Below are 19,333 nucleotides of genomic sequence, written 5' to 3' on the forward strand. Positions count from 1 at the left end.
CTACTAAGACGAGGGCAGAAGCGACGTGCAGACACACGAGATCAGGAAGCGCTTCCTCGATCATTTCGTGAAAGCGGGCCACACCGAGGTGCCCAGCGCATCGGTGATCCTCGACGACCCCAACCTGCTGTTCGTCAACGCGGGCATGGTGCAGTTCGTGCCGTACTTCCTCGGCGCCCGCACGCCACCGTGGGACCGCGCCACCAGTGTGCAGAAATGTATCCGGACACCCGACATCGACGAGGTCGGGATCACCACCCGGCACAACACCTTCTTCCAGATGGCCGGCAATTTCTCCTTCGGTGACTACTTCAAAAAGGGTGCCATCGAACTGGCCTGGACCCTGCTGACCAACCCGGTCTCCGAGGGCGGCTACGGGTTCGATCCCGAAAGACTGTGGGCCACGGTCTATCTCGACGACGACGAGGCCATCGGCCTGTGGCAGGAAGTGGCCGGCCTGCCCCCTGAGCGCATCCAGCGCCGCGGCATGGCCGACAACTACTGGTCGATGGGCATCCCGGGTCCGTGTGGCCCGTGTTCGGAGATCTACTACGACCGCGGCCCCGAATACGGCATCGAGGGCGGGCCGGAGGCCAACGAGGACCGCTACATCGAGATCTGGAATCTCGTGTTCATGCAGAACGAGCGCGGTGAGGGCACCTCGAAGAACGACTTCGAGATCCTCGGGCCGTTGCCGCGCAAGAACATCGACACGGGTATGGGCGTCGAGCGCATCGCCTGTCTGCTGCAGGGCGTGGACAACGTCTACGAGACAGATCTGGTGCGCCCGGTCATCGATGTTGTAGCCCTGGTCTCGCCCAGGCCCTACGGCGTCGGCAACCACGAGGACGATGTCCGTTACCGCATCATCGCCGACCACAGCCGCACCGCGGCCATCATCATCGGCGACGGGGTCAGCCCCGGCAACGAGGGCCGCGGCTACGTGCTGCGGCGACTGCTTCGCCGCATCATCCGTGCCGCCAAACTGCTCGGCGTCGAGCAGCCCATCATGGGCCAGCTGATGACGACGGTGCGCGACGAAATGGGGCCGTCCTACCCGGAACTGGTCACCGATTTCGACCGCATCAACCGGATCGCGGTCGCCGAGGAGAGCGCGTTCAACCGCACGCTGGCCTCGGGCTCGCGACTGTTCGACGAAGCCGCTGCGGCGACGAGGCGCGCGGGAGCATCCACGTTGTCCGGCAACGACGCGTTCACCTTGCACGACACCTACGGCTTCCCGATCGATCTCACCCTCGAAATGGCCGCCGAGGCGGGCCTCACGGTCGACGAGGCAGGCTTCCGCACCCTGATGGCCGAGCAGCGGGCCCGCGCCAAGGCCGACGCCGCGGCGCGCAAGCAGGCTCACACCGACCTGACCGCCTACCGCGAGCTGGTCGACGCGGGCCCCACCGAGTTCACCGGATTCAACGAATTGACTTCCGAGGCAAGGATTCTCGGTATCTTCGTGGACGGTAAGCGGGTTCCGGTGGTCGGGCACGAGGGGCTGGACGCCGATCGCGTCGAGCTGATTTTGGACCGCACCCCGTTCTACGCCGAGTCCGGTGGGCAGATCGCCGACGAAGGCGCCATCGCGGGGACCGGTAGCTCGGAAACCGCACGGGCGGCGGTCACCGATGTGCAGAAGATCGCCAAGACCTTGTGGGCGCATCGCGTCAACGTGGAATCCGGCGAGTTTGTCGAAGGCGACACCGTCGTCGCGGCCGTCGATCCCAAGTGGCGCCACGGTGCCACCCAGGGCCACTCCGGCACCCACATGGTGCACGCTGCGCTGCGAGAGGTGTTGGGGCCCAACGCTGTTCAGGCTGGCTCTCTGAACCGGCCGGGCTACCTGCGGTTCGACTTCAACTGGCAGGGTGCGCTCACCGAGGGCCAGCGCACGCAGATCGAGGAAGTCGCCAACGAGGCCGTCGAAGCCGACTACGAGGTGCACACCTTCAGCACCGAGCTGTCCAAGGCCAAGGCGATGGGTGCGATGGCGTTGTTCGGCGAGAACTACCCGGACGAGGTTCGGGTGGTCGAGATTGGCGGACCGTTCTCGCTGGAACTGTGCGGCGGCACCCACGTGCACAACTCGGCGCAGATCGGCCCGGTCACCATTCTGGGTGAATCCTCGGTCGGCTCCGGGGTACGCCGGGTCGAGGCCTATGTCGGACTGGAATCGTTCCGGCATCTGGCCAAGGAGCGGGCACTGATGGCGGGGCTGGCGTCGACGCTCAAGGTGCCGTCGGAGGAGGTGCCCGCGCGCGTCGCCAACCTGGTGGAGCGGCTCAGGGCCGCCGAGAAGGAACTCGACAAGGCGCGTCTGGCCAACGCCAGGGCGGCCGCCGCCAATGCTGCGGCGGGGGCGGAGACCATCGGCAAGGTTCGGGTGGTGGCGCAGCGGATGGCTGCGGGGATCTCGGCGGCAGATCTGCGCAGCCTTGTCGGGGACATCAAGAGCAAGCTCGGCAGTGATCCGGCCGTCATTGCGTTGCTCGCCGAGGGCGAGGACGATGCGGTGCCGTTCGTGGTGTCGGTCAATCCCGGCGCCCAGGATCTCGGGCTGCGAGCCAACGAGCTGGTGAAGCAACTCGCGGCCCCGGTGAACGGTCGCGGCGGTGGTAAGGCCGACATGGCACAAGGTTCCGGTAAGGGGGCGGCGGGTATCGACGCGGCATTGGCCGCGCTGCGTGCCGAGATCGGCCGGAGTTAGCCCGGTGCCGAGCAGCGACGAGCAGTCTTCCCCTCGCTCCGCTCGACCGGATCGCCCGGGCACCGATGACCCCGGCCGCGGCCGACGCATCGGCATCGACGTGGGCACCGTCCGCATCGGCGTGGCCAGCAGTGACCCGGACGGTATTCTGGCGACGCCGGTGGAAACGGTGTTGCGGGATCGGCGTGACCGGGCCGGCGGGAAGCATCTGCGTCGGCTGGTCGGCATTGTCGGCGAGTACGAAGCTGTCGAAGTGATCGTCGGATTGCCACGCACGCTGGCTGATCGGGTCGGTACATCGGCGCACGATGCGATTGATCTCGCCGAGCAGTTGGCGCGCCGGATCACGCCGACGCCGGTACGGCTGGCCGACGAACGACTCACCACCGTCTCCGCACAACGGTCGTTGCGCGACGCCGGGGTTCGTGCGAAGGGGCAGAAAGCGGTGATCGACCAGGTTGCTGCAGTGGGCATTCTGCAGAGCTGGTTGGATCAGCGGCGGGCGGCCCTGGCCGTGCGCGACGAGAGCCGCGGAGAGGGCACGGATGGCTGACAAGTGGGGTGGCGAGCGGGCGCAACCCGTCGCGGTGGGACCACCACGACGGGGTATGAGCCGCTCCGAACGCATGCGTCAGGTCCGCAGGAACCGCCGTCGCCGGGTCACGCGAGCTGCGTCGCTGCTGCTGCTCGTCGTCGTGGCGATCGCCGCGGTGTTCCTCGGTTCCAAGCTATGGCACAGCTTCTCCGGCGGCGGCAACGACTATGCCGGTGACGGCGTATCCGATCTGGTCATCCAGGTCCACGACGGCGACTCCACCACCGCGATCGCCAAGACGTTGTACGACCACAAGGTGGTGGCCACGGTCAAGGCGTTCGTCGACGCCGCCCAGGGCAACTCTGCGATCACGTCGATCCAGCCCGGCTACTACAAGTTGCGCACCGAGATCCCCGCGGCCAATGCCGTCACGCGGCTGGTCGATCCGAACAGCCGAGTGGGCAAGCTCACCATCCCAGAAGGACGTCAGCTCGACGACATCACCGACGTCAAGACCAACGCTGTCACCGACGGCATCTTCAGCCTGATCTCGAAGGCGTCGTGCGTGATACTCGACGGTATCGAGCGGTGCGTTTCGGTCGACGACCTTCGCTCGGCCGCCGGATCGACGCCCGTGGCTGCGCTGGGGGTTCCGCAGTGGGCCGCCGGACCGGTGACGGCGATGGGCAATGACCATCGCCGGCTGGAAGGGTTGATCGCGCCGGGCACCTGGAACATCGACCCGGCCGCACCGGCCCAGTCCATCCTGTCGACGCTGATCTCCTCCAGCGCTTCGGTGTACACGCAGGGCGGCCTGCTGGACACCGCCTCTGCCTTGAACATGTCGCCGTACCAGATCCTCACGGTCGGCTCGCTCGTACAGCGGGAAGCCAAGCCACAGGATTTCGCAAAGGTCGGGCGGGTGATTTACAACCGGCTGGCCGAGCACCGCAAGCTGGAGTTCGATTCGACGGTCAACTACTCGCTGGACCGCCAGGAAGTGGCCACCACCGATGTTGACCGGGCCAAGGCCACGCCGTGGAACTCCTATGTCCGCGAAGGACTTCCGGAGACCCCGATCTGCTCGCCGGGCGCCGACGCGCTGGACGCCGCTGAGCGACCTGCGCCGGGGGACTGGTTGTACTTCGTGACCATCGACATGCAGGGCACGACGCTCTTCACTCGCGACTACAACCAGCACCTGGCCAACATCGAACTGGCGCGACACAACGGTGTCCTCGACAGTGCACGATAGGCGGCCTGCCGTCGTGGAACATAGGGTCCGCAAGGCCGCGGTTCTCGGCTCGCCGATCGCCCACTCGCGGTCTCCGCAACTGCACCTGGCCGCCTACCGAGCGTTGGGTCTGGCGGCGTGGACCTACGAGCGCATCGAGTGCACTGCCGAACAGCTGCCGGCACTGGTGTCCGGGCTCGGGCCGGAATGGGTCGGGCTGTCGGTCACCATGCCCGGTAAGTTCGCCGCGCTGGAGTTCGCCGAGGAGCGCACCGAGCGGGCGCGGCTGATCGGTTCGGCCAACACGCTGGTTCGCATTCCCGGTGGCTGGCGCGCGGACAACACCGATATCGACGGTGTGACGGGCGCACTCGGCTCCGTCGAGGGCGCAGCGATCGTCGTCGGCTCCGGTGGCACTGCCCCCGCCGCGGTGCTCGGGCTGGCCGAACTCGGTGCGCAGCGCATCACGATCGTGGCCCGCAACGCGGACAAGGCCGCGCCGCTGGTCGAACTGGCCGCCGGGCGTGGCGTCGCGAGCAGTTGGTGCGATCTCGACGACGCCGAGCTCGCCACCGTGGTCGCCGATTCCGCGGTCGCGGTGAGCACCATCCCGGCCGATGCCGCCGCACCGTACGCTCCGGTGCTCGCTGCGGTGCCGCGGCTGCTCGACGCCATCTACGACCCATGGCCGACGCCGCTGGCCGCTGCGGTGCAGGCTGCCGGCGGTGAAGTCGTCAGCGGCCTGCATATGCTGCTGAACCAGGCCGTCACCCAGGTGGAACTGTTCACGGGGATGACTGCTCCGAAGGACGCGATGCGGACGGCCCTGTTCGGCTGAAACAGCGTCATCCGAGCCTTTGCGGGACAGTTAGCCTCGGTGGATGGGGGTGTGGGCTGTCGGGGTTACGGTCATCTGGCTGCTGGTACTCAGCACTTACGACTTCATGCAGCGGCGGCTGCCGAACTGGCTGACGATGCCCGGTGGTGTGCTGATCGTGGTTGGCGCAACGCTTTTCGGCCATGGCGCCGCAGCACTCGCGGGTGGTGCCGCGCTGGCGGCGGTTTACCTGCTGGTGCATCTGATAGCACCTGCCGCGCTCGGCGGCGGTGACGTGAAGCTCGCCGTCGGCGTAGGCGCGCTGACCGGGGCTTTCGGGCCCGACGTATGGGTACTCGCGGCGCTGGCTGCGCCACTGCTCACTGTGGTGATCGCGGGTGGCGCGGCGCTGCGCGGCATTCCGACCGTGCCGCACGGACCGTCGATGTGCGTGGCCAGTGCCGCGGCGATCGGGTTGGTGGTGTTGTGAGCCCGTCGAATGTGAAGTTGTGTTCGACGAATCGCCGAATTCTCGTACACAACTTCACATTCGGCGGCCCGGCGGCCCAACGGCCTGGCCGGCCCGACGGTCAGCGGTAGCCGCGCTTGAGCAGATGCTTGGCGCCGGCCTCCATGGCGGCCGGCGTTGCGGGATCGAAGTCGAAGGCGTTGGCCAACCGCGCGGTGATGTTGAACGCGAAGCCCACTGCCAGCGCGTCCTGGACCTGGGCGGGGGAAACACCGGCGGACAGCACATCGCGGATGTCGTCCTCGGAGACGGCGTCTTCACGGGACAGCTTGCCGAGCAGGCGAAGCGTCGCCCGCAGGGGTTCGTCGACCGGTGCGGTGTCCAGATCGGCCAGGGTGGCGGTGACCTTGCCCGGATCGCCGTACCACTGCCCGGATGTCGCAGAGTGTGCGGCGATGCAGAATGGCGACGCATCGGCCGCAGCCACGTAGGCCGCCATCAGTTCCCGGTCGCCGACCGACCATTCCGACGGCCCGCGCATAGCCTCGTGGGTGAGCTCCCCGGCGCCGTAGAAATCCTTGCGGTACAGCGCGAGCTTGACGGCGTCGACCACCGGTTGCCGCGAGACCAGCCGGATCAACGCCAGCAGGGCCTTGGTTCCCAGTCCATGCCCGTTGTCCAAGATGCCGAGCCTCATCGCCGATCACCTTTCCCGCCGGTCACTCGGGCCAGTGCGCCAAGGGCATTGGTGTACGGCCGGTCGGCCTGACCGACCGCCGCGCAGACCACGATTTCGAAGATCTGGTCCTCACTCAGGCCCGTCGACCGGGCCGCCGCGACGTCGTCGTCGGTCACGGTGTCCGAGCGGTGAGCGACCTTGCCCACCAGCGTCCGTAGTGGATCGTCGGGGACGTTATTGTCGAATGCACTCTGCCGCAGAGCTTTTGGCGCGGTTCCCTGCTCGCCGAGCACACGGGCGATCAGTTCGCTACGTAGTCGGGAGATGTCGGTCATCGTGGTGATCCTCTCGAGGGGCGCAGGCGATCCGCTGTTGCAGGACCGCCTGTTCGGCGGGGTTGGCGGTGAGCTCGAGGGCGCGGCGATCGGCGACGCGGGCCGCCGCGGGGGTACCGAGCGCACGCAGGAGATCGGCCCGGGTGGCGTGGTAAAGGTGATACCGGTCGAGTTCGCCTGCGAGCAGGTCTAATTCGGCCATCGCCGCTTGGGGCCCCGAGCGGTACCGCAGCGCGATGGCACGGTGCAGGCGGGTGACCGGCGACGGTTCGAGGTGCAGCAGCATGTCGTAGAGCAGCACGATCTGCTCCCAGTCGGTGTCCTCCCAGTGTGCGGCTTCGGCATGACAGGCGACGATGGCAGCCTGCAGCTGATAGGGGCCGGGGCGACGCTGCTGGGCAGCGCGGGCCAGCACTCGGTTGGCCTGCTCGATCGCATCGGAGTCCCAACGCGACCGGTCCTGGTGTTGCAGCTGGACGAGGTGGCCCGCCGCATCGAAGCGGGCCGCGGCCCGAGCGCGATGCAGCCGGATCAATGCCAGCAGACCCGCGACCTCCGGCTCGGTCGGCATCAACTGGTCCAACAGCGACGCCAACCACTTTGCGTCGTCGACCAGATCGTGGGCTTGCGCCCGCTCGGCCGTCGAGAGGTAGCCCTCGTTGAACAGCAGGTAGATCACGGCGAGGACCTCGGAGAGCCGCGGGCCCAGCTCATCGTCGGCGGGAATCCGGTAGGGGATCGCGGCCTGGGTGATCTTCTGCTTGGCCCGCGTGATCCGCTGCGCCATCGTCGTCTCGTGCACCAGGAACGCGCGGGCGATCTGCGCTGTCGTCAGCCCGCACACCACCCGCAGTGTCAGCGCGATCTGCGCCTGCCGCGGCAGCGCCGGGTGACAGCACGTGAAGATCAGCTGCAGCCGCTCGTCGGGCTCGGGCTGCACGGGCCACTGCAGTTGCGCGAGTTTGGTGAGGTAGTTCTGTTCGCGCCGCAGCACGTCGAGGGCGCGGTGGCGGGCGACGGTCAACAACCAGGCGTCCGGCCGCGACGGGATTCCCTCCACGGGCCAGCGCCGCAGGGCGGCCAGCACGGCGTCCTGAACCAGGTCTTCGGCGGTGGTGAAATCGCCGGTGACGTGGATCAGCGACGCGGCCAGCCGGCCTGCGTGCTCGCGCACCACGCGGGCCAACTGATCATTGACCGCATCAGTCACGTCAGCGGCTCGATCGGGCGAACCTCCACCACCGGACAGCCCGGCCAGGTCTTGGCGGCCTGCAGCGCCTCGTCCAGATCGGCTACCTCAATCTCGACGTATCCGCTCACCACCTCTTTACCCTCGACGAACGGACCGTCGATGATGACCGGCTCGCCGCGGTCGAGGCGCACCGTCGTCGCGGTCTCCGCGGACTTGAGCTTGCTGCCGCCGCGCAACTTGTCAGCGTTGCCGGCGAACCATTCGTTGACCCGCTCGTAGGCGCGTTGGCGCTCGGCGTCGCTCATCGCCGCCATATCGCGGGTGAACTGCTCAGTTTCGACGAACATCAGTACGTATTTCATGAGCCCTTCCCATGTTATTTGCGGTTATTTGCGGTTTCTACAATCAAGACGATCGGCAGCGCCCGAGATACGACACCATCGACGCTCGAACAGGGATTTCCGCGGGCAAAATGCGACGTGGGAGAATGACAAGCGTGTTGCGTTGGACCACAGCTGGTGAATCGCATGGCCGCGCCCTGGTGGCCATGGTCGAGGGCATGGTGGCCGGTGTGCCGGTCACCTCGGAGGACATCGGGGTGCAGCTCAAGCGCCGTCGTCTCGGCTACGGCCGCGGCGCTCGGATGAAGTTCGAGCAGGACCAGGTAACCATGCTGGCCGGGGTCCGGCACGGGTTGACCCTTGGCGGCCCGATCGCCATCGAGATCGGCAACACCGAGTGGCCCAAGTGGGAGACGGTGATGGCCCCCGACCCGGTTGACGAGGCCGACCTGGACGTGGCGCGCAACGCACCGCTGACCCGGCCGCGGCCCGGCCATGCCGACTACGCAGGCATGCTCAAGTACGGCTTCGACGATGCCCGCCCGGTGTTGGAACGCGCGAGTGCGCGCGAAACCGCTGCCCGGGTGGCCGCCGGCACCATTGCCCGGGCATTCCTGCGGGAGGCGCTCGGCGTCGAGGTCGTCTCGCACGTCATCTCCATCGGGGCATCGGCGCCCTATGACGGCCCGCCGCCGCAGCCCCAGGACCTCGAGGCCATCGACGACAGCCCCGTCCGGGCGTTCGACAAGGCCGCCGAGGCCGCCATGATCGTCGAGATCGAGGCCGCCAAGAAGGACGGCGACACCCTCGGCGGGGTCGTCGAGGTGGTCGTCACCGGGCTGCCGATCGGGCTGGGCTCGTTCACCAGCGGTGAGAACCGGCTCGACAGCCAACTGGCCGGCGCGGTGATGGGCATTCAGGCGATCAAGGGCGTCGAGATCGGCGACGGCTTCGAAACGGCACGCCGCCGCGGCAGCGTCGCACACGACGAGATGTACCCGGGCCCGGACGGCGTGCTGCGGTCGACCAACCGGGCCGGTGGCCTGGAGGGCGGCATGACCAACGGCCAGGCGTTGCGGGTGCGCGCCGCCATGAAGCCCATCTCGACCGTTCCGCGGGCCCTGGCCACCGTTGACATGGCGACCGGCGAGGAAGCCGTCGCGATCCACCAGCGCTCCGACGTATGTGCGGTGCCGGCCGCCGGTGTGGTCGTGGAGACCATGGTGGCGCTCGTGCTGGCCCGCGCCGCGCTGGAGAAATTCGGCGGGGATTCGCTGGCCGAGACCCGCGCCAATGTCGACGCTTACCTGCGTGCGGTGCGCATGCGAGGAGCAAGTCCGGACGACGCTGAGCGCGAACCAGCGGCACAGGCTCTGGGCTGATGGCGCCCAGGGCGGTATTGATCGGCCTGCCGGGCTCAGGGAAGTCAACCATCGGGCGGCGGTTGGCCAAGGCTCTCGATGTGACCATGCTCGACACCGATGCGGTGATCGAGGAGACGACCGGGCGCACCATTGCCGACATCTTCGCCAGCGACGGTGAGGAGGAGTTCCGCCGCATCGAAGAAGAGGTGATCCGCGGAGCACTGGCCACCCATGACGGCGTGCTGTCGCTCGGCGGCGGCGCGATCACCACCGAGGGGGTGCGCGACGCCCTGGCCGGACACATGGTCGTCTACCTGGAGATCAGTGCATCCGAAGGCGTCCGCCGAACCGGTGGCAACAGCAACCGTCCCCTGCTGGCCGGCGGGGATCGGGCCGAAAAGTACCGCGCGCTGATGTCGCAGCGGGTGCCTATCTACCGTCGCGTCTCGACCATACGTATCAACACCAACCGGCGTAACCCGGGCGCGGTCGTGCGCACCATCGTCTCGCGCCTGGAGAATCCTCAGCCGCCCAAACAGGTGGCGGCGAAACCGCTGGCTGCCAAACCGAGGCGCCGACGCCGTCGGCGGCGGCAACGCGGACCGGCCTCGCCGAGCGCCTCGGATAAGGACTCCGCCGGAGCCGCAGCCGTCCACACCGATTCGATTGCCAGACCCACCCCCGCGGCCCTGGCCGCACGCAACGCGGAGCGACACCATGACTGAGCCTGTGACCGTCGACGTTCTCGTCGATCCCCCCTACCCGGTGATCATCGGCACCGGGCTGCTCGGCGAGCTGGGCCGTACCCTCGAGGGCCGCCACAAGGTCGCCATCCTGCACCAACCGACGCTGACCGAGACGGCGGAAGCCATTCGAACCCACCTCGCGGACAAGGGAATCGACGCGCACCGCATCGAAATCCCGGACGCCGAGGGGGGCAAGGAACTGCCGGTTGTCGGGTTCATCTGGGAAGTGTTGGGCCGCATCGGAGTTGGCCGCAAGGATGCCATCGTCAGTCTCGGCGGCGGTGCGGCCACCGACGTCGCGGGCTTCGCTGCGGCCACCTGGTTGCGTGGTATCGACATCGTGCACGTGCCCACCACCCTGCTCGGCATGGTCGATGCCGCGGTCGGCGGCAAGACCGGTATCAACACCGACGCCGGCAAGAACCTGGTCGGCTCGTTCCACCAGCCCGCCGCCGTGCTGGTCGACCTTGCCACGCTGGAAACCCTGCCCCGCAACGAGGTCGTGGCCGGCATGGCGGAGATCGTGAAGGCCGGCTTCATCGCCGATCCGGTGATCCTCGACTTGATCGAAGCCGACCCCGAGACGGCGCTGGATCCCACCGGCACGGTGTTGCCAGAACTGATCCGCCGCGCGATCGTCGTCAAGGCCGAGGTGGTGGCCGCCGACGAGAAGGAATCGCAGCTGCGCGAGATCCTGAACTATGGCCACACCCTCGCGCACGCCATCGAACGGCGCGAACAGTACAAGTGGCGCCACGGCGCAGCGGTGTCGGTGGGCCTGGTGTTCGCCTCCGAACTCGGCCGGCTGGCCGGCCGGCTCGACGATGCAACCGCCGCTCGCCACCGCTCGGTGCTGACGGCATTGGGCCTGCCGGTCACCTACGACGGCGATGCGCTGCCGCAACTGCTGGAGTACATGGCCGGTGACAAGAAGAACCGGGCCGGCGTACTGCGCTTCGTCGTGCTCGACGGGCTGGGCAAGCCTGGGCGCTTGGAAGGTCCGGATCCGTCGTTGCTTGCGGCGGCATACGCCGAAGTGGCGCGAGACCCCAAGGACTGAGGTTCCACGGCCCGACTTGGCGACGAGCTCTACTTGTCGTGCTGCTCGGGCGCCTCGGCGGCACCGGTCTTCTCGGTGTCGTCCGCCGGCGCTCCGGCGTTCACCGCAGCGAACACGTCGGTATCGGCGTGATCGTGCCGGGTGACCGGCGGTGCCTTGCGGTCGACCAGCCAGCGGCCGAGTGTGACACCGGCGACCGCCGCCAGAAACATCAGCAGCGCAGTGAACGCGGCGAACGTGGTGATCTCGTTCAGCAGGCCCCCGACGTAGATGCTCTTGTAGAACAGGCCGATGATCCAGGACACCGCACCGCTGACGACGCCCGCGAAAAGCCCGGCCAGCAGCCAGATCATGGCCAGGTCGGTGCGACGGTCAGGGTCAGGGCTGCGCCGCGCGTTGGCACGGCCGTCGATGAAGCCCCAGATGACCACCGCGATCGTGAAAACTGCCACCAGCGTCACACTGAACCAGATCGCGTTTCCCGGCGAAGCGTTGATCAGCACACCTTGGAGCAAGCGCACGATGACCATCGCGGTTGCGAACACCACCCCGCGCAGTAGCCACTTGCTCATGAGGCCACAGCGTAGCGAGTAGCGTCACAGACCGTGACTATTTCCCAGCGCAGGGACCGGCTGCGGTGCCGGCTTGAGGCAGCCGATCTGCCCGCCATGCTGGTGACAGACCTGGTCAACGTGCGCTATCTGTCAGGGTTCACGGGCTCCAACGCCGCGCTGCTGGTGCGTGTCGACGACGAAACCCCGGTGCTGGTCACCGATGGGCGCTACCGCACCCAAGCCGCTCACCAGTCTCCGGACGCCGAGGTAGTCATCGAACGGGCGTGCGCGCCGTGCCTGGCCCGCCGAGCGGCCGCCGATGGTGTGCGCCGGCTGGGCTTCGAGAGCCACGTGGTGACTGTCGACGCGTACAGCGCGCTGGCCGACGCCGCCGGTGATGATGTCGAACTTGTCCGTGCGCCCGGCCTCGTCGAAGCGCTGCGGGAGGTCAAGGACGCCGGCGAGATCGCACTGCTGCGGCTCGCCTGCGAGGCCGCTGACGCCGCGCTGAGTGATCTGGTGAACCGGGGCGGGCTGCGGCCGGGCCGTACCGAGCGTCAGGTGCGCAAGGAACTGGAGGCGCTGATGCTCGACCACGGTGCGGACGGTCCGTCTTTCGAGACGATTGTCGCGACCGGGGCCAATTCGGCGATACCGCATCACCGGCCGACCGACGCCGTCCTGGCCGCCGGTGATTTCGTCAAGATCGACTTCGGCGCGCTGGTGGCCGGCTACCACTCCGACACGACCCGCACCTTCGTGTTGGACCGGGCCGCGCAGTGGCAGCACGACATCTATGACCTGGTGGCGACGGCCCAGCGGGCCGGTAGCGCGGCGCTGGCACCGGGAGTGTCGCTGAGCGCTGTCGACGCCGCATCGCGGCAGGTCATCGCGGCCGCTGGGTACGCCGAGAACTTCGGCCACGGCCTCGGCCATGGCGTAGGCCTGCAGATCCACGAAGCGCCGGGAATCAACGCCACGGCCGCCGGTACACTGCTTGCTGGCGCTGCGGTGACCGTTGAGCCAGGTGTCTACTTGCCCGATCGCGGCGGTGTCCGGATCGAGGACACTCTGGTCGTCGGCGAGACGACACCCGAACTACTTACCCGGTTCCCCAAGGAACTGGCCATCCTGTGAACTGAAAGCTAGGAGCTACCCCGACCATGGCATCGACTGCCGACTTCAAAAATGGGCTCGTCCTGCAGATCGACGGCCAGCTGTGGCAGATCGTCGAATTCCAGCACGTCAAACCGGGTAAAGGTCCCGCCTTCGTGCGTACCAAGCTGAAGAACGTGGTGTCCGGCAAGGTGGTCGACAAGACCTACAACGCCGGGGTCAAGGTCGAGACCGCCACCGTCGACCGGCGTGATGCCACCTACTTGTACCGCGACGGCAACGACTTCGTGTTCATGGACTCCGAGGATTTCGAGCAGCACCCACTGCCGGAGGCGTTGGTCGACCGTGCCGCCGGTTTCCTGCTGGAGAGCATGCCCGTGCAGATCGCCTTCCACGACGGTGCTCCGCTGTACCTGGAACTGCCGGTGTCGGTCGAACTCCTGGTCGCCCACACCGAGCCCGGTCTGCAGGGTGACCGCTCGAGCGCAGGCACCAAGCCGGCCACCATGGAGACCGGTGCCGAGATTCAGGTTCCGCTGTTCATCAACACCGGTGACAAGCTCAAGGTCGACACACGCGACGGCAGCTACCTGGGTCGCGTGAATGGCTGACCTTGGCGAGCGGAGCGACGGGAATGTCTGACCTGGGCGAGCGGAGCGACGGGAATGGCTGACCGCCGCGGTGACCGGGGCCGTCATCAGGCCCGCAAGCGTGCGGTGGACGTGCTGTTCGAGGCCGAGGCGCGCGGCCTGACGCCGGAGACGGTGGCCGATGGCCGCATCGCGCTGGCCGAAGGCGACCCGGAGATATCCGCGCTCAACCCGTACACGGTGACGGTGGCGCGCGGGGTGACCGAACACGCCGCTCATGTTGATGACTTGATCTCGGCGCACCTGCAGGGCTGGACCCTGGATCGGCTGCCCGCCGTGGACCGGGCGATCCTGCGGGTGGCGGTCTGGGAGCTGCTGCACGCCGACGACGTCCCCGAACCGGTCGCCGTCGACGAGGCGGTGGAGCTGGCCAAGGAGCTGTCCACCGACGAGTCACCGGGGTTCGTCAATGGTGTGCTCGGCCAGGTGATGCTGGTGACCCCGCAGATCCGGGCAGCCGCCCAGGCCGTCCGCAGTGTGGGCACCCAGGACAACTAGCTGCATCTTCACACCGTGAGCGTGCGCGTCTGCTGGCCAACGCGCCGCAAAACGTCAGCGTTCTGCGCACGCTCGCGCGTGAATGCGCGCGGCCTATCGAGCTGTCCAGGCAGGCCTGCAAGACCCCACTACTGCGGAGGCAGCACCGGGGGTCGGCACACATCGGCGACCGGATCCCACCATGAGCTGTTGTCGCGGTCTGCGCGGCTCATCGCGGCGCGCTGCAGTATCTTCACGGTTCCCTCCATAGACCGTTTCGCAACTCACGATGTCGTTTCGATCAGCGCGATTGTAAATTCTCGACGCGCGGTAGATGGCGTAATACCAGGTGCGCTCGACGACGGTGACGCCAATGTCCGGGCCTACGCGCGTCATGCGTTGTCGCGCGTGGGCTGATCCGGTCAGCGCTCTGCCGGGTACTCCGGCAGGGCGATAGTGTCGCCTGTGGTAAACCATTTGCGCTCGGCAAACGGTCGAAAAGGCCAGCGCTGCATCCATTTCATCACTTGGGCGGTCAGTGCGATGTCCTTCTCCGACTTGGGAAGGTAGCCCTCGATGCCGTTGGGCAGATCCTGACACCGGGTGATCAGCGGCCGCATCACGGCCTCGTAGCGGGCCAGTGCCGCGGGGATCTGGTCGGGATCCAGGTTGTTCGCCGGGCCGAGTTCGCCGGCAAGCACGTAAGCCCCGGCCAGCGCGAGCGTGGTGCCCATCCCCGACAGCGGCGAGGCGCAATAGCCGGCGTCGCCGACCAGCGTCACCCGCCCCTGTGACACTGCGGGCATGTGGATCTGTACGAATGCATCGAAATAGAAGTCCTCGGAGGCGCGTGCAGCCTCCAGCAAGGCTGGGCAGTGCCAGCCGGTCCCGCTGAATTGCCTTGACAGCAGCGCCAACTGTGCGGTGGTATCGCGGCGGTCATAGTCGATCGGCTCGGATCGGAAGGCGAGCCCGGCCTTGCACAACGCCGGATCGTGCGACGGGCGCATCGACGCGTTGCGTCCGGGCTCCTGATACATCAGATACCACCCGTCGAGACCAGCCATGTCGGGTGCGGTGAACCACGCGTTGTAGCCGCCAAGGTATTTGCCGAACTGCTCCTCCGGTCCAAACACCAGCCGGCGCACGTTGGAATGCGGGCCGTCGGCACCGACGATGAGATCGGCGGCAACCTGGGTCCCGTCACTGAGCGTGGCCACCGTGCCGTCGATCGCGCTGATGCGGGTGGAGAACCGGTACTGCGCGCGGTCCCGGGTGGCCTCGTACAGTACGTCGACCAGATCGCCGCGCAGGACCTCGACCGCGGAGACCATACCGCTGCCGTGGAACGCCGTCACCGGCATTTCGGCCCGGCGCCGGCCGTCCGCGTGCACCCAGGCGATGCCGCGCTGGTCGACGGTGCGTGACAGCACCGATGGCATCAGACCCATCCGGGTGACCACCTCGCGACCCGCCCCGCGCAGGTCCACGGTCTGCCCTCCGGGGCGGATCGTGGGCGCGGATTCGACGGCGACGACGCGGTAGCCGAATTCGGTCAACCAATGGGCGAGTGCCAGGCCCGCGACGCCGGCACCGCTGACTAGCACAGTCGGCTGGTCCATGGGCCCAGACCCTACCAGTCAAGTCACAGGTTTCGGATAAAGTGTTGCTGAAGAATGGTTTTCAGCGCTCGAAAGCCTGATAGGTGCGACGGACGAACCGGGGCTGGGCAGACTGCAGCCGGGCCAGTGAGGTGTTGCCGGCCACGGCCGCTGCGTCCACCGACATCTTCGGATGATTCTGGATCAGGTACAGCAGGATCAGGTCCGCCGACGGGTCGGCCTGCCACCAGGTGCCGTATGCGCCCGGCCAGCTGAATGTGCCCAGCCCACCCGGCCCGAACAACTGCCGCGATGCGGCCGGATCTGTGACCACCGACAGGTTGAGCCCGAACCCACGGCCCACCCAGAATGGCGATCCCAGAAAGCGATGCTGCTTCTGCTCGGCGGTCAGCCGGTCGGTGCGCATCAACGTGACCGACTGCTCCGACAGCACCCGTACCCCGTCGACGGTCCCACCGGCCAGCAGCATGCGGGCAAAGGTGAGGTAGTCATCGGCGGTCGAGAACAGGCCCGAACCGCCGGTGCAGAACGGCGGGTCCACGATCGGCGCCGGCCCCATCACGTCATCGCGCAGCACCGGGCCGTCGGCGGCCGCGCTGTCGAGCTGGTACATCGTGGCCGCCCGGCGCCGCCCCGCGGGGGTCACCGAGAACGCTGTGTCGGTCATGCCCAGCGGCGTCAAGATGCGCTCGGCCAATACCTGTGACAGCGGTTTGCCTTCGATCCGCGACAGAGCGATGCCCAATACATCGGTGCCGTGGCTGTAGGTGAGCCGGGCTCCGGGCTGATGGGCCAGCGGCAACGTGGCCAACGCGGCCAGCCACCGGTCCTGATCTTGGCGCAGGGACAGCTTGCCGTACTCCCGGCTCAGCGGGCCGGTCACCGAGAACACGTAGGCCAGGCCGCTGCGGTGGGTCATCAGATCGTCGAACGTGATGGGCCTGCGCGCCGGTTCCGTGCGGTCCAGGGGCCCCCTCGGTTCGGTCAGCACCCGCATGTCGGCCAGTTCGGGCAGCCAGCCGGTGACCGGCTCGTCGAGGCGCAGCTTGCCCTCTTCCACCAGTGTCATCGCGGCGGCGACGGTCACGGGCTTGGACATCGATGCGATCCGGAAGATGGTGTCGCGTTGCATCGGCAGTCGCGCCTGGACATCGCGATAGCCCAGCTCGTTGACCTGCAGAACTTTTCCCGCCTGCCACACCAGGGTCACCGCGCCGGCGAGCAGACCGGCGTCGATGGCCTCCCGGATGGATGCTTGATTGCCGTCGAGGTTCACTCGCGTCACGTTAGCGGGCTCGCCATGGCCCGGCGCGACGGTCCCGCCGCGCATTCCGACAAGAATGTCGGCGGGTTGCGCGATACTTCCATGCGAACAACGCGGCATGAGAAGAGACAGATGACTCAGCAGGACAAGATCGACGGCGAATCAAGACCCGTCGCCAGCCCCGCACTCAATCCGATGAACAAAGTGGCCTTCGCCAGTTTCATCGGCACGGCGATCGAGTTCTACGACTTCTACATCTACGGCACCGCGGCCGCTCTGATCTTTCCCCACGTGTTCTTCCCGAACATGGGGCCCACCATGGCGACCATCTCGTCACTGGGCACCTTCGCGGTCGCGTTCCTGTCCCGTCCGATCGGGGCCGCGGTGTTCGGGCATTTCGGAGATCGGCTGGGGCGCAAGAAGACTCTGGTTGCGACGCTGCTGATCATGGGCTTGTCGACGGTGTGCGTCGGGCTGGTGCCCAGTGCCGCGACCATCGGCGTCGCCGCCCCGATCATCCTGCTGGCGTTGCGGCTGCTGCAAGGGTTCGCCGTCGGCGGCGAGTGGGCGGGTTCGGCATTGCTGAGCGCCGAGTACGCGCCCGCCGGGAAACGGGGCACCTACGGGATGTTCACCCAGCTCGGTGCCGGCGCGGGCCTGGCCGTGAGCAACTTGGTGGTGTTCATCGTCAGCGTGACCGTCGGCGAGAAGAGTGCGGTGTTCCTCGACTGGGGCTGGCGGCTGCCGTTCCTGTTCAGCGCGGTACTGCTCATCGTGGCGCTGTACGTGCGGCTGAGTATCGACGAGACACCGGTGTTCGCCCGCGAGCAGGTCACCGGTGGTGTGCCGAAAGCGCCGTTCACCGAGCTGTTCCGGACCCAGAGCAGACAGGTGGCACTCGCGGCGGGCTGCATGGTCGGCATCTTCACCATGAGCTTCCTGGGCGGCACCTACCTGATGAGCTACGCCAGCACCCGCATCGGGCACCCCCGCAGCCTGATCCTCGGTGTCGGTGTGCTCGCCGGGGTGGCCCTGATGGCCTTCTCGGCGATCTCGGCGGTGCTGTGCGACCGGTACGGCCGGCGCCGCATCATCCTGGTCGGATTCGCGCTCGCCCTGCCGTGGGCGTTCGTCGTGATGCCGTTGATCGATTCCGGCTCCCCGGTAGGCTTCGCGGTCGCGATCGCCGGTATTTTCTGCATCTTCGGACTGTCCTACGGGCCCATCGGATCCTTCCTGCCCGAGATCTTCGCCACTCGCTACCGCTACACCGGCGCTGGGATGGCGTTCAATCTCGCGGGCATCGTCGGTGGCGCCATCCCACCGCTGGTGGCCGGTGCGCTGGTAGCCAGCCTCGGTAGCTGGGCGGTGGGCCTGATGATCGCCTTCTTCGTGGTGGTCAGCATCGTCTGTACCGCTCTGCTGCCCGAGACGAAGGGTGCCGCGCTCGAAAAGGACGCCGCTGTTACCTGCTAAGCTACGCGGCAGTTCGACGTCCTTTAACGATCCGTCCTGAGAGGCGGAGAAGGAGGTCAGGGTCACCTTATGGGCTCTTCAAGTGCCGACCGGGAATTGATGTCTGCGGCGGACGTCGGCCGAACCATTTCCCGGATCGCCCATCAGATCATCGAGAAGACCGCGCTGGACGATCCCGCCGAGCGGGCCCGCGTCGTACTTCTCGGAATCCCCACCCGCGGCGTGATATTGGCCACCCGGCTGGCCGACAAGATCAATGAGTTCGCGGGCGTGACGCTGCCGCACGGTGCGCTGGACATCACGCTTTATCGCGACGATCTCAACTTCAAACCGCCGCGCCCGCTGGCCTCGACGTCGATCCCCGCCGGCGGCATCGACGGCGCAGTCGTCATCCTCGTCGACGACGTCCTTTTCTCCGGCCGATCGGTGCGCTCGGCGCTCGATGCGCTGCGCGACATCGGCCGGCCGAGCGTCGTTCAGCTCGCCGTGCTGGTCGATCGCGGGCACCGCGAGTTGCCCATCCGCGCCGACTATGTCGGCAAGAACGTGCCGACCGCACGCAACGAAAGTGTGCACGTTCTGCTGGCTGAGCATGACGACCGTGACGGCGTGGTGATTGCCCGATGAGCGCTTGCGCGAAGAGGAGACAAGTGCGATGAGCGCTCGCGCGAAGAGGAGACAAGTGC

The 19,333-nt window shown here is 67.3% G+C and carries 19 protein-coding genes and 1 pseudogene; 13 read left to right on the forward strand and 7 right to left on the reverse strand.

Annotation, left to right across the window (positions count from 1 at the left end; translation table 11 throughout):
• Positions 1–25: 25 nt before the first annotated feature.
• From alaS to H276_RS0101005, 5 genes are read left to right on the forward strand one after another with little or no spacing between them, the layout of a single operon-like run.
• Positions 26–2,716, forward strand: a complete 2,691-nt coding sequence (gene alaS, locus H276_RS0100985; RefSeq protein ID WP_019969438.1) for an alanine--tRNA ligase — start codon at positions 26–28, stop codon at positions 2,714–2,716.
• A gap of 4 nt (positions 2,717–2,720) precedes the next feature.
• The gene (gene ruvX / locus H276_RS0100990) at positions 2,721–3,269 is read left to right on the forward strand and encodes a Holliday junction resolvase RuvX (RefSeq protein ID WP_019969439.1); all 549 of its coding nucleotides are present in this window, start codon (positions 2,721–2,723) and stop codon (positions 3,267–3,269) included.
• On the forward strand, positions 3,262–4,506 hold the full coding sequence (gene mltG, locus H276_RS0100995; protein ID WP_026356437.1) for an endolytic transglycosylase MltG: 1,245 nt from the start codon (positions 3,262–3,264) through the stop codon (positions 4,504–4,506). Before ruvX ends, mltG begins: the two co-directional genes overlap by 8 nt.
• Complete coding sequence (locus H276_RS0101000) at positions 4,496–5,323, forward strand: shikimate dehydrogenase (RefSeq protein WP_026356438.1); 828 nt, start codon at positions 4,496–4,498, stop codon at positions 5,321–5,323. Before mltG ends, H276_RS0101000 begins: the two co-directional genes overlap by 11 nt.
• A 43-nt stretch (positions 5,324–5,366) precedes the next feature.
• A complete protein-coding gene (locus H276_RS0101005) occupies positions 5,367–5,792 on the forward strand; it encodes an A24 family peptidase (RefSeq protein WP_019969442.1) in 426 nt (141 codons plus the stop codon).
• 100 nt (positions 5,793–5,892) lie between these two features.
• Here the strand turns inward: H276_RS0101005 and H276_RS0101010 are convergent, their stop codons facing one another.
• From H276_RS0101010 to H276_RS0101025, 4 genes are read right to left on the reverse strand one after another with little or no spacing between them, the layout of a single operon-like run.
• A complete protein-coding gene (locus H276_RS0101010; protein WP_019969443.1) occupies positions 5,893–6,468 on the reverse strand; it encodes a carboxymuconolactone decarboxylase family protein in 576 nt (191 codons plus the stop codon).
• Positions 6,465–6,785, reverse strand: a complete 321-nt coding sequence (locus H276_RS0101015; protein ID WP_019969444.1) for a hypothetical protein — start codon at positions 6,783–6,785, stop codon at positions 6,465–6,467. Before H276_RS0101015 ends, H276_RS0101010 begins: the two co-directional genes overlap by 4 nt.
• Positions 6,760–7,995: an RNA polymerase sigma factor gene (locus H276_RS0101020; RefSeq protein WP_019969445.1), complete on the reverse strand. Its 1,236-nt coding sequence runs from the start codon at positions 7,993–7,995 to the stop codon at positions 6,760–6,762. The genes H276_RS0101015 and H276_RS0101020 overlap by 26 nt, the downstream gene beginning before the upstream one ends.
• Positions 7,992–8,339, reverse strand: a complete 348-nt coding sequence (locus H276_RS0101025) for a YciI family protein (protein ID WP_019969446.1) — start codon at positions 8,337–8,339, stop codon at positions 7,992–7,994. The genes H276_RS0101020 and H276_RS0101025 overlap by 4 nt, the downstream gene beginning before the upstream one ends.
• Positions 8,340–8,473: 134 nt before the next feature.
• Here H276_RS0101025 and aroC point away from each other — a divergent pair, with 134 nt between their 5' ends.
• From aroC to aroB, 3 genes and pseudogenes are all read left to right on the forward strand, one after another.
• Positions 8,474–9,700, forward strand: coding sequence for a chorismate synthase (gene aroC, locus H276_RS0101030; RefSeq protein WP_026356439.1), 1,227 nt, complete (start codon positions 8,474–8,476; stop codon positions 9,698–9,700).
• Positions 9,700–10,212, forward strand: a pseudogene (locus H276_RS0101035) (shikimate kinase); the annotation flags it as partial. The gene aroC and the pseudogene H276_RS0101035, both read left to right, overlap by 1 nt.
• Before the next feature lie 187 nt (positions 10,213–10,399).
• The gene (gene aroB, locus H276_RS0101040; RefSeq protein WP_026356440.1) at positions 10,400–11,488 is read left to right on the forward strand and encodes a 3-dehydroquinate synthase; all 1,089 of its coding nucleotides are present in this window, start codon (positions 10,400–10,402) and stop codon (positions 11,486–11,488) included.
• 29 nt (positions 11,489–11,517) lie between these two features.
• On the opposite strand, the gene H276_RS0101045 is transcribed toward aroB, so the two are convergent.
• Entirely contained in the window at positions 11,518–12,060 is a 543-nt protein-coding gene (locus tag H276_RS0101045) for a B-4DMT family transporter (RefSeq protein ID WP_019969450.1), read from the reverse strand.
• Between the two features lie 33 nt (positions 12,061–12,093).
• Between H276_RS0101045 and H276_RS0101050 the strand changes: the two genes are divergently transcribed.
• From H276_RS0101050 to nusB, 3 genes are read left to right on the forward strand one after another with little or no spacing between them, the layout of a single operon-like run.
• The gene (locus H276_RS0101050; RefSeq protein ID WP_026356441.1) at positions 12,094–13,179 is read left to right on the forward strand and encodes a Xaa-Pro peptidase family protein; all 1,086 of its coding nucleotides are present in this window, start codon (positions 12,094–12,096) and stop codon (positions 13,177–13,179) included.
• A 26-nt stretch (positions 13,180–13,205) separates the two neighbouring features.
• The gene (gene efp / locus H276_RS0101055; RefSeq protein WP_019969452.1) at positions 13,206–13,769 is read left to right on the forward strand and encodes an elongation factor P; all 564 of its coding nucleotides are present in this window, start codon (positions 13,206–13,208) and stop codon (positions 13,767–13,769) included.
• A gap of 54 nt (positions 13,770–13,823) precedes the next feature.
• A complete protein-coding gene (nusB, locus tag H276_RS0101060) occupies positions 13,824–14,306 on the forward strand; it encodes a transcription antitermination factor NusB (RefSeq protein WP_019969453.1) in 483 nt (160 codons plus the stop codon).
• Positions 14,307–14,707: 401 nt separating this feature from the next.
• On the opposite strand, the gene H276_RS0101070 is transcribed toward nusB, so the two are convergent.
• Both H276_RS0101070 and H276_RS0101075 read right to left on the reverse strand, forming a co-directional pair.
• Positions 14,708–15,907, reverse strand: coding sequence for an FAD-dependent monooxygenase (locus H276_RS0101070; protein ID WP_019969455.1), 1,200 nt, complete (start codon positions 15,905–15,907; stop codon positions 14,708–14,710).
• A gap of 61 nt (positions 15,908–15,968) precedes the next feature.
• The gene (locus tag H276_RS0101075; RefSeq protein WP_026356442.1) at positions 15,969–17,183 is read right to left on the reverse strand and encodes a serine hydrolase; all 1,215 of its coding nucleotides are present in this window, start codon (positions 17,181–17,183) and stop codon (positions 15,969–15,971) included.
• A 183-nt stretch (positions 17,184–17,366) separates the two neighbouring features.
• On the opposite strand from H276_RS0101075, the gene H276_RS0101080 reads away from it, so the two are divergent.
• Both H276_RS0101080 and pyrR read left to right on the forward strand, forming a co-directional pair.
• Entirely contained in the window at positions 17,367–18,647 is a 1,281-nt protein-coding gene (locus H276_RS0101080; protein WP_036460448.1) for an MFS transporter, read from the forward strand.
• Positions 18,648–18,716: 69 nt separating this feature from the next.
• The gene (pyrR, locus tag H276_RS0101085) at positions 18,717–19,274 is read left to right on the forward strand and encodes a bifunctional pyr operon transcriptional regulator/uracil phosphoribosyltransferase PyrR (protein WP_019969458.1); all 558 of its coding nucleotides are present in this window, start codon (positions 18,717–18,719) and stop codon (positions 19,272–19,274) included.
• Positions 19,275–19,333 lie beyond the last annotated feature (59 nt).

This window comes from Mycobacterium sp. 141, from assembly GCF_000382405.1.
Taxonomy (GTDB): domain Bacteria; phylum Actinomycetota; class Actinomycetes; order Mycobacteriales; family Mycobacteriaceae; genus Mycobacterium.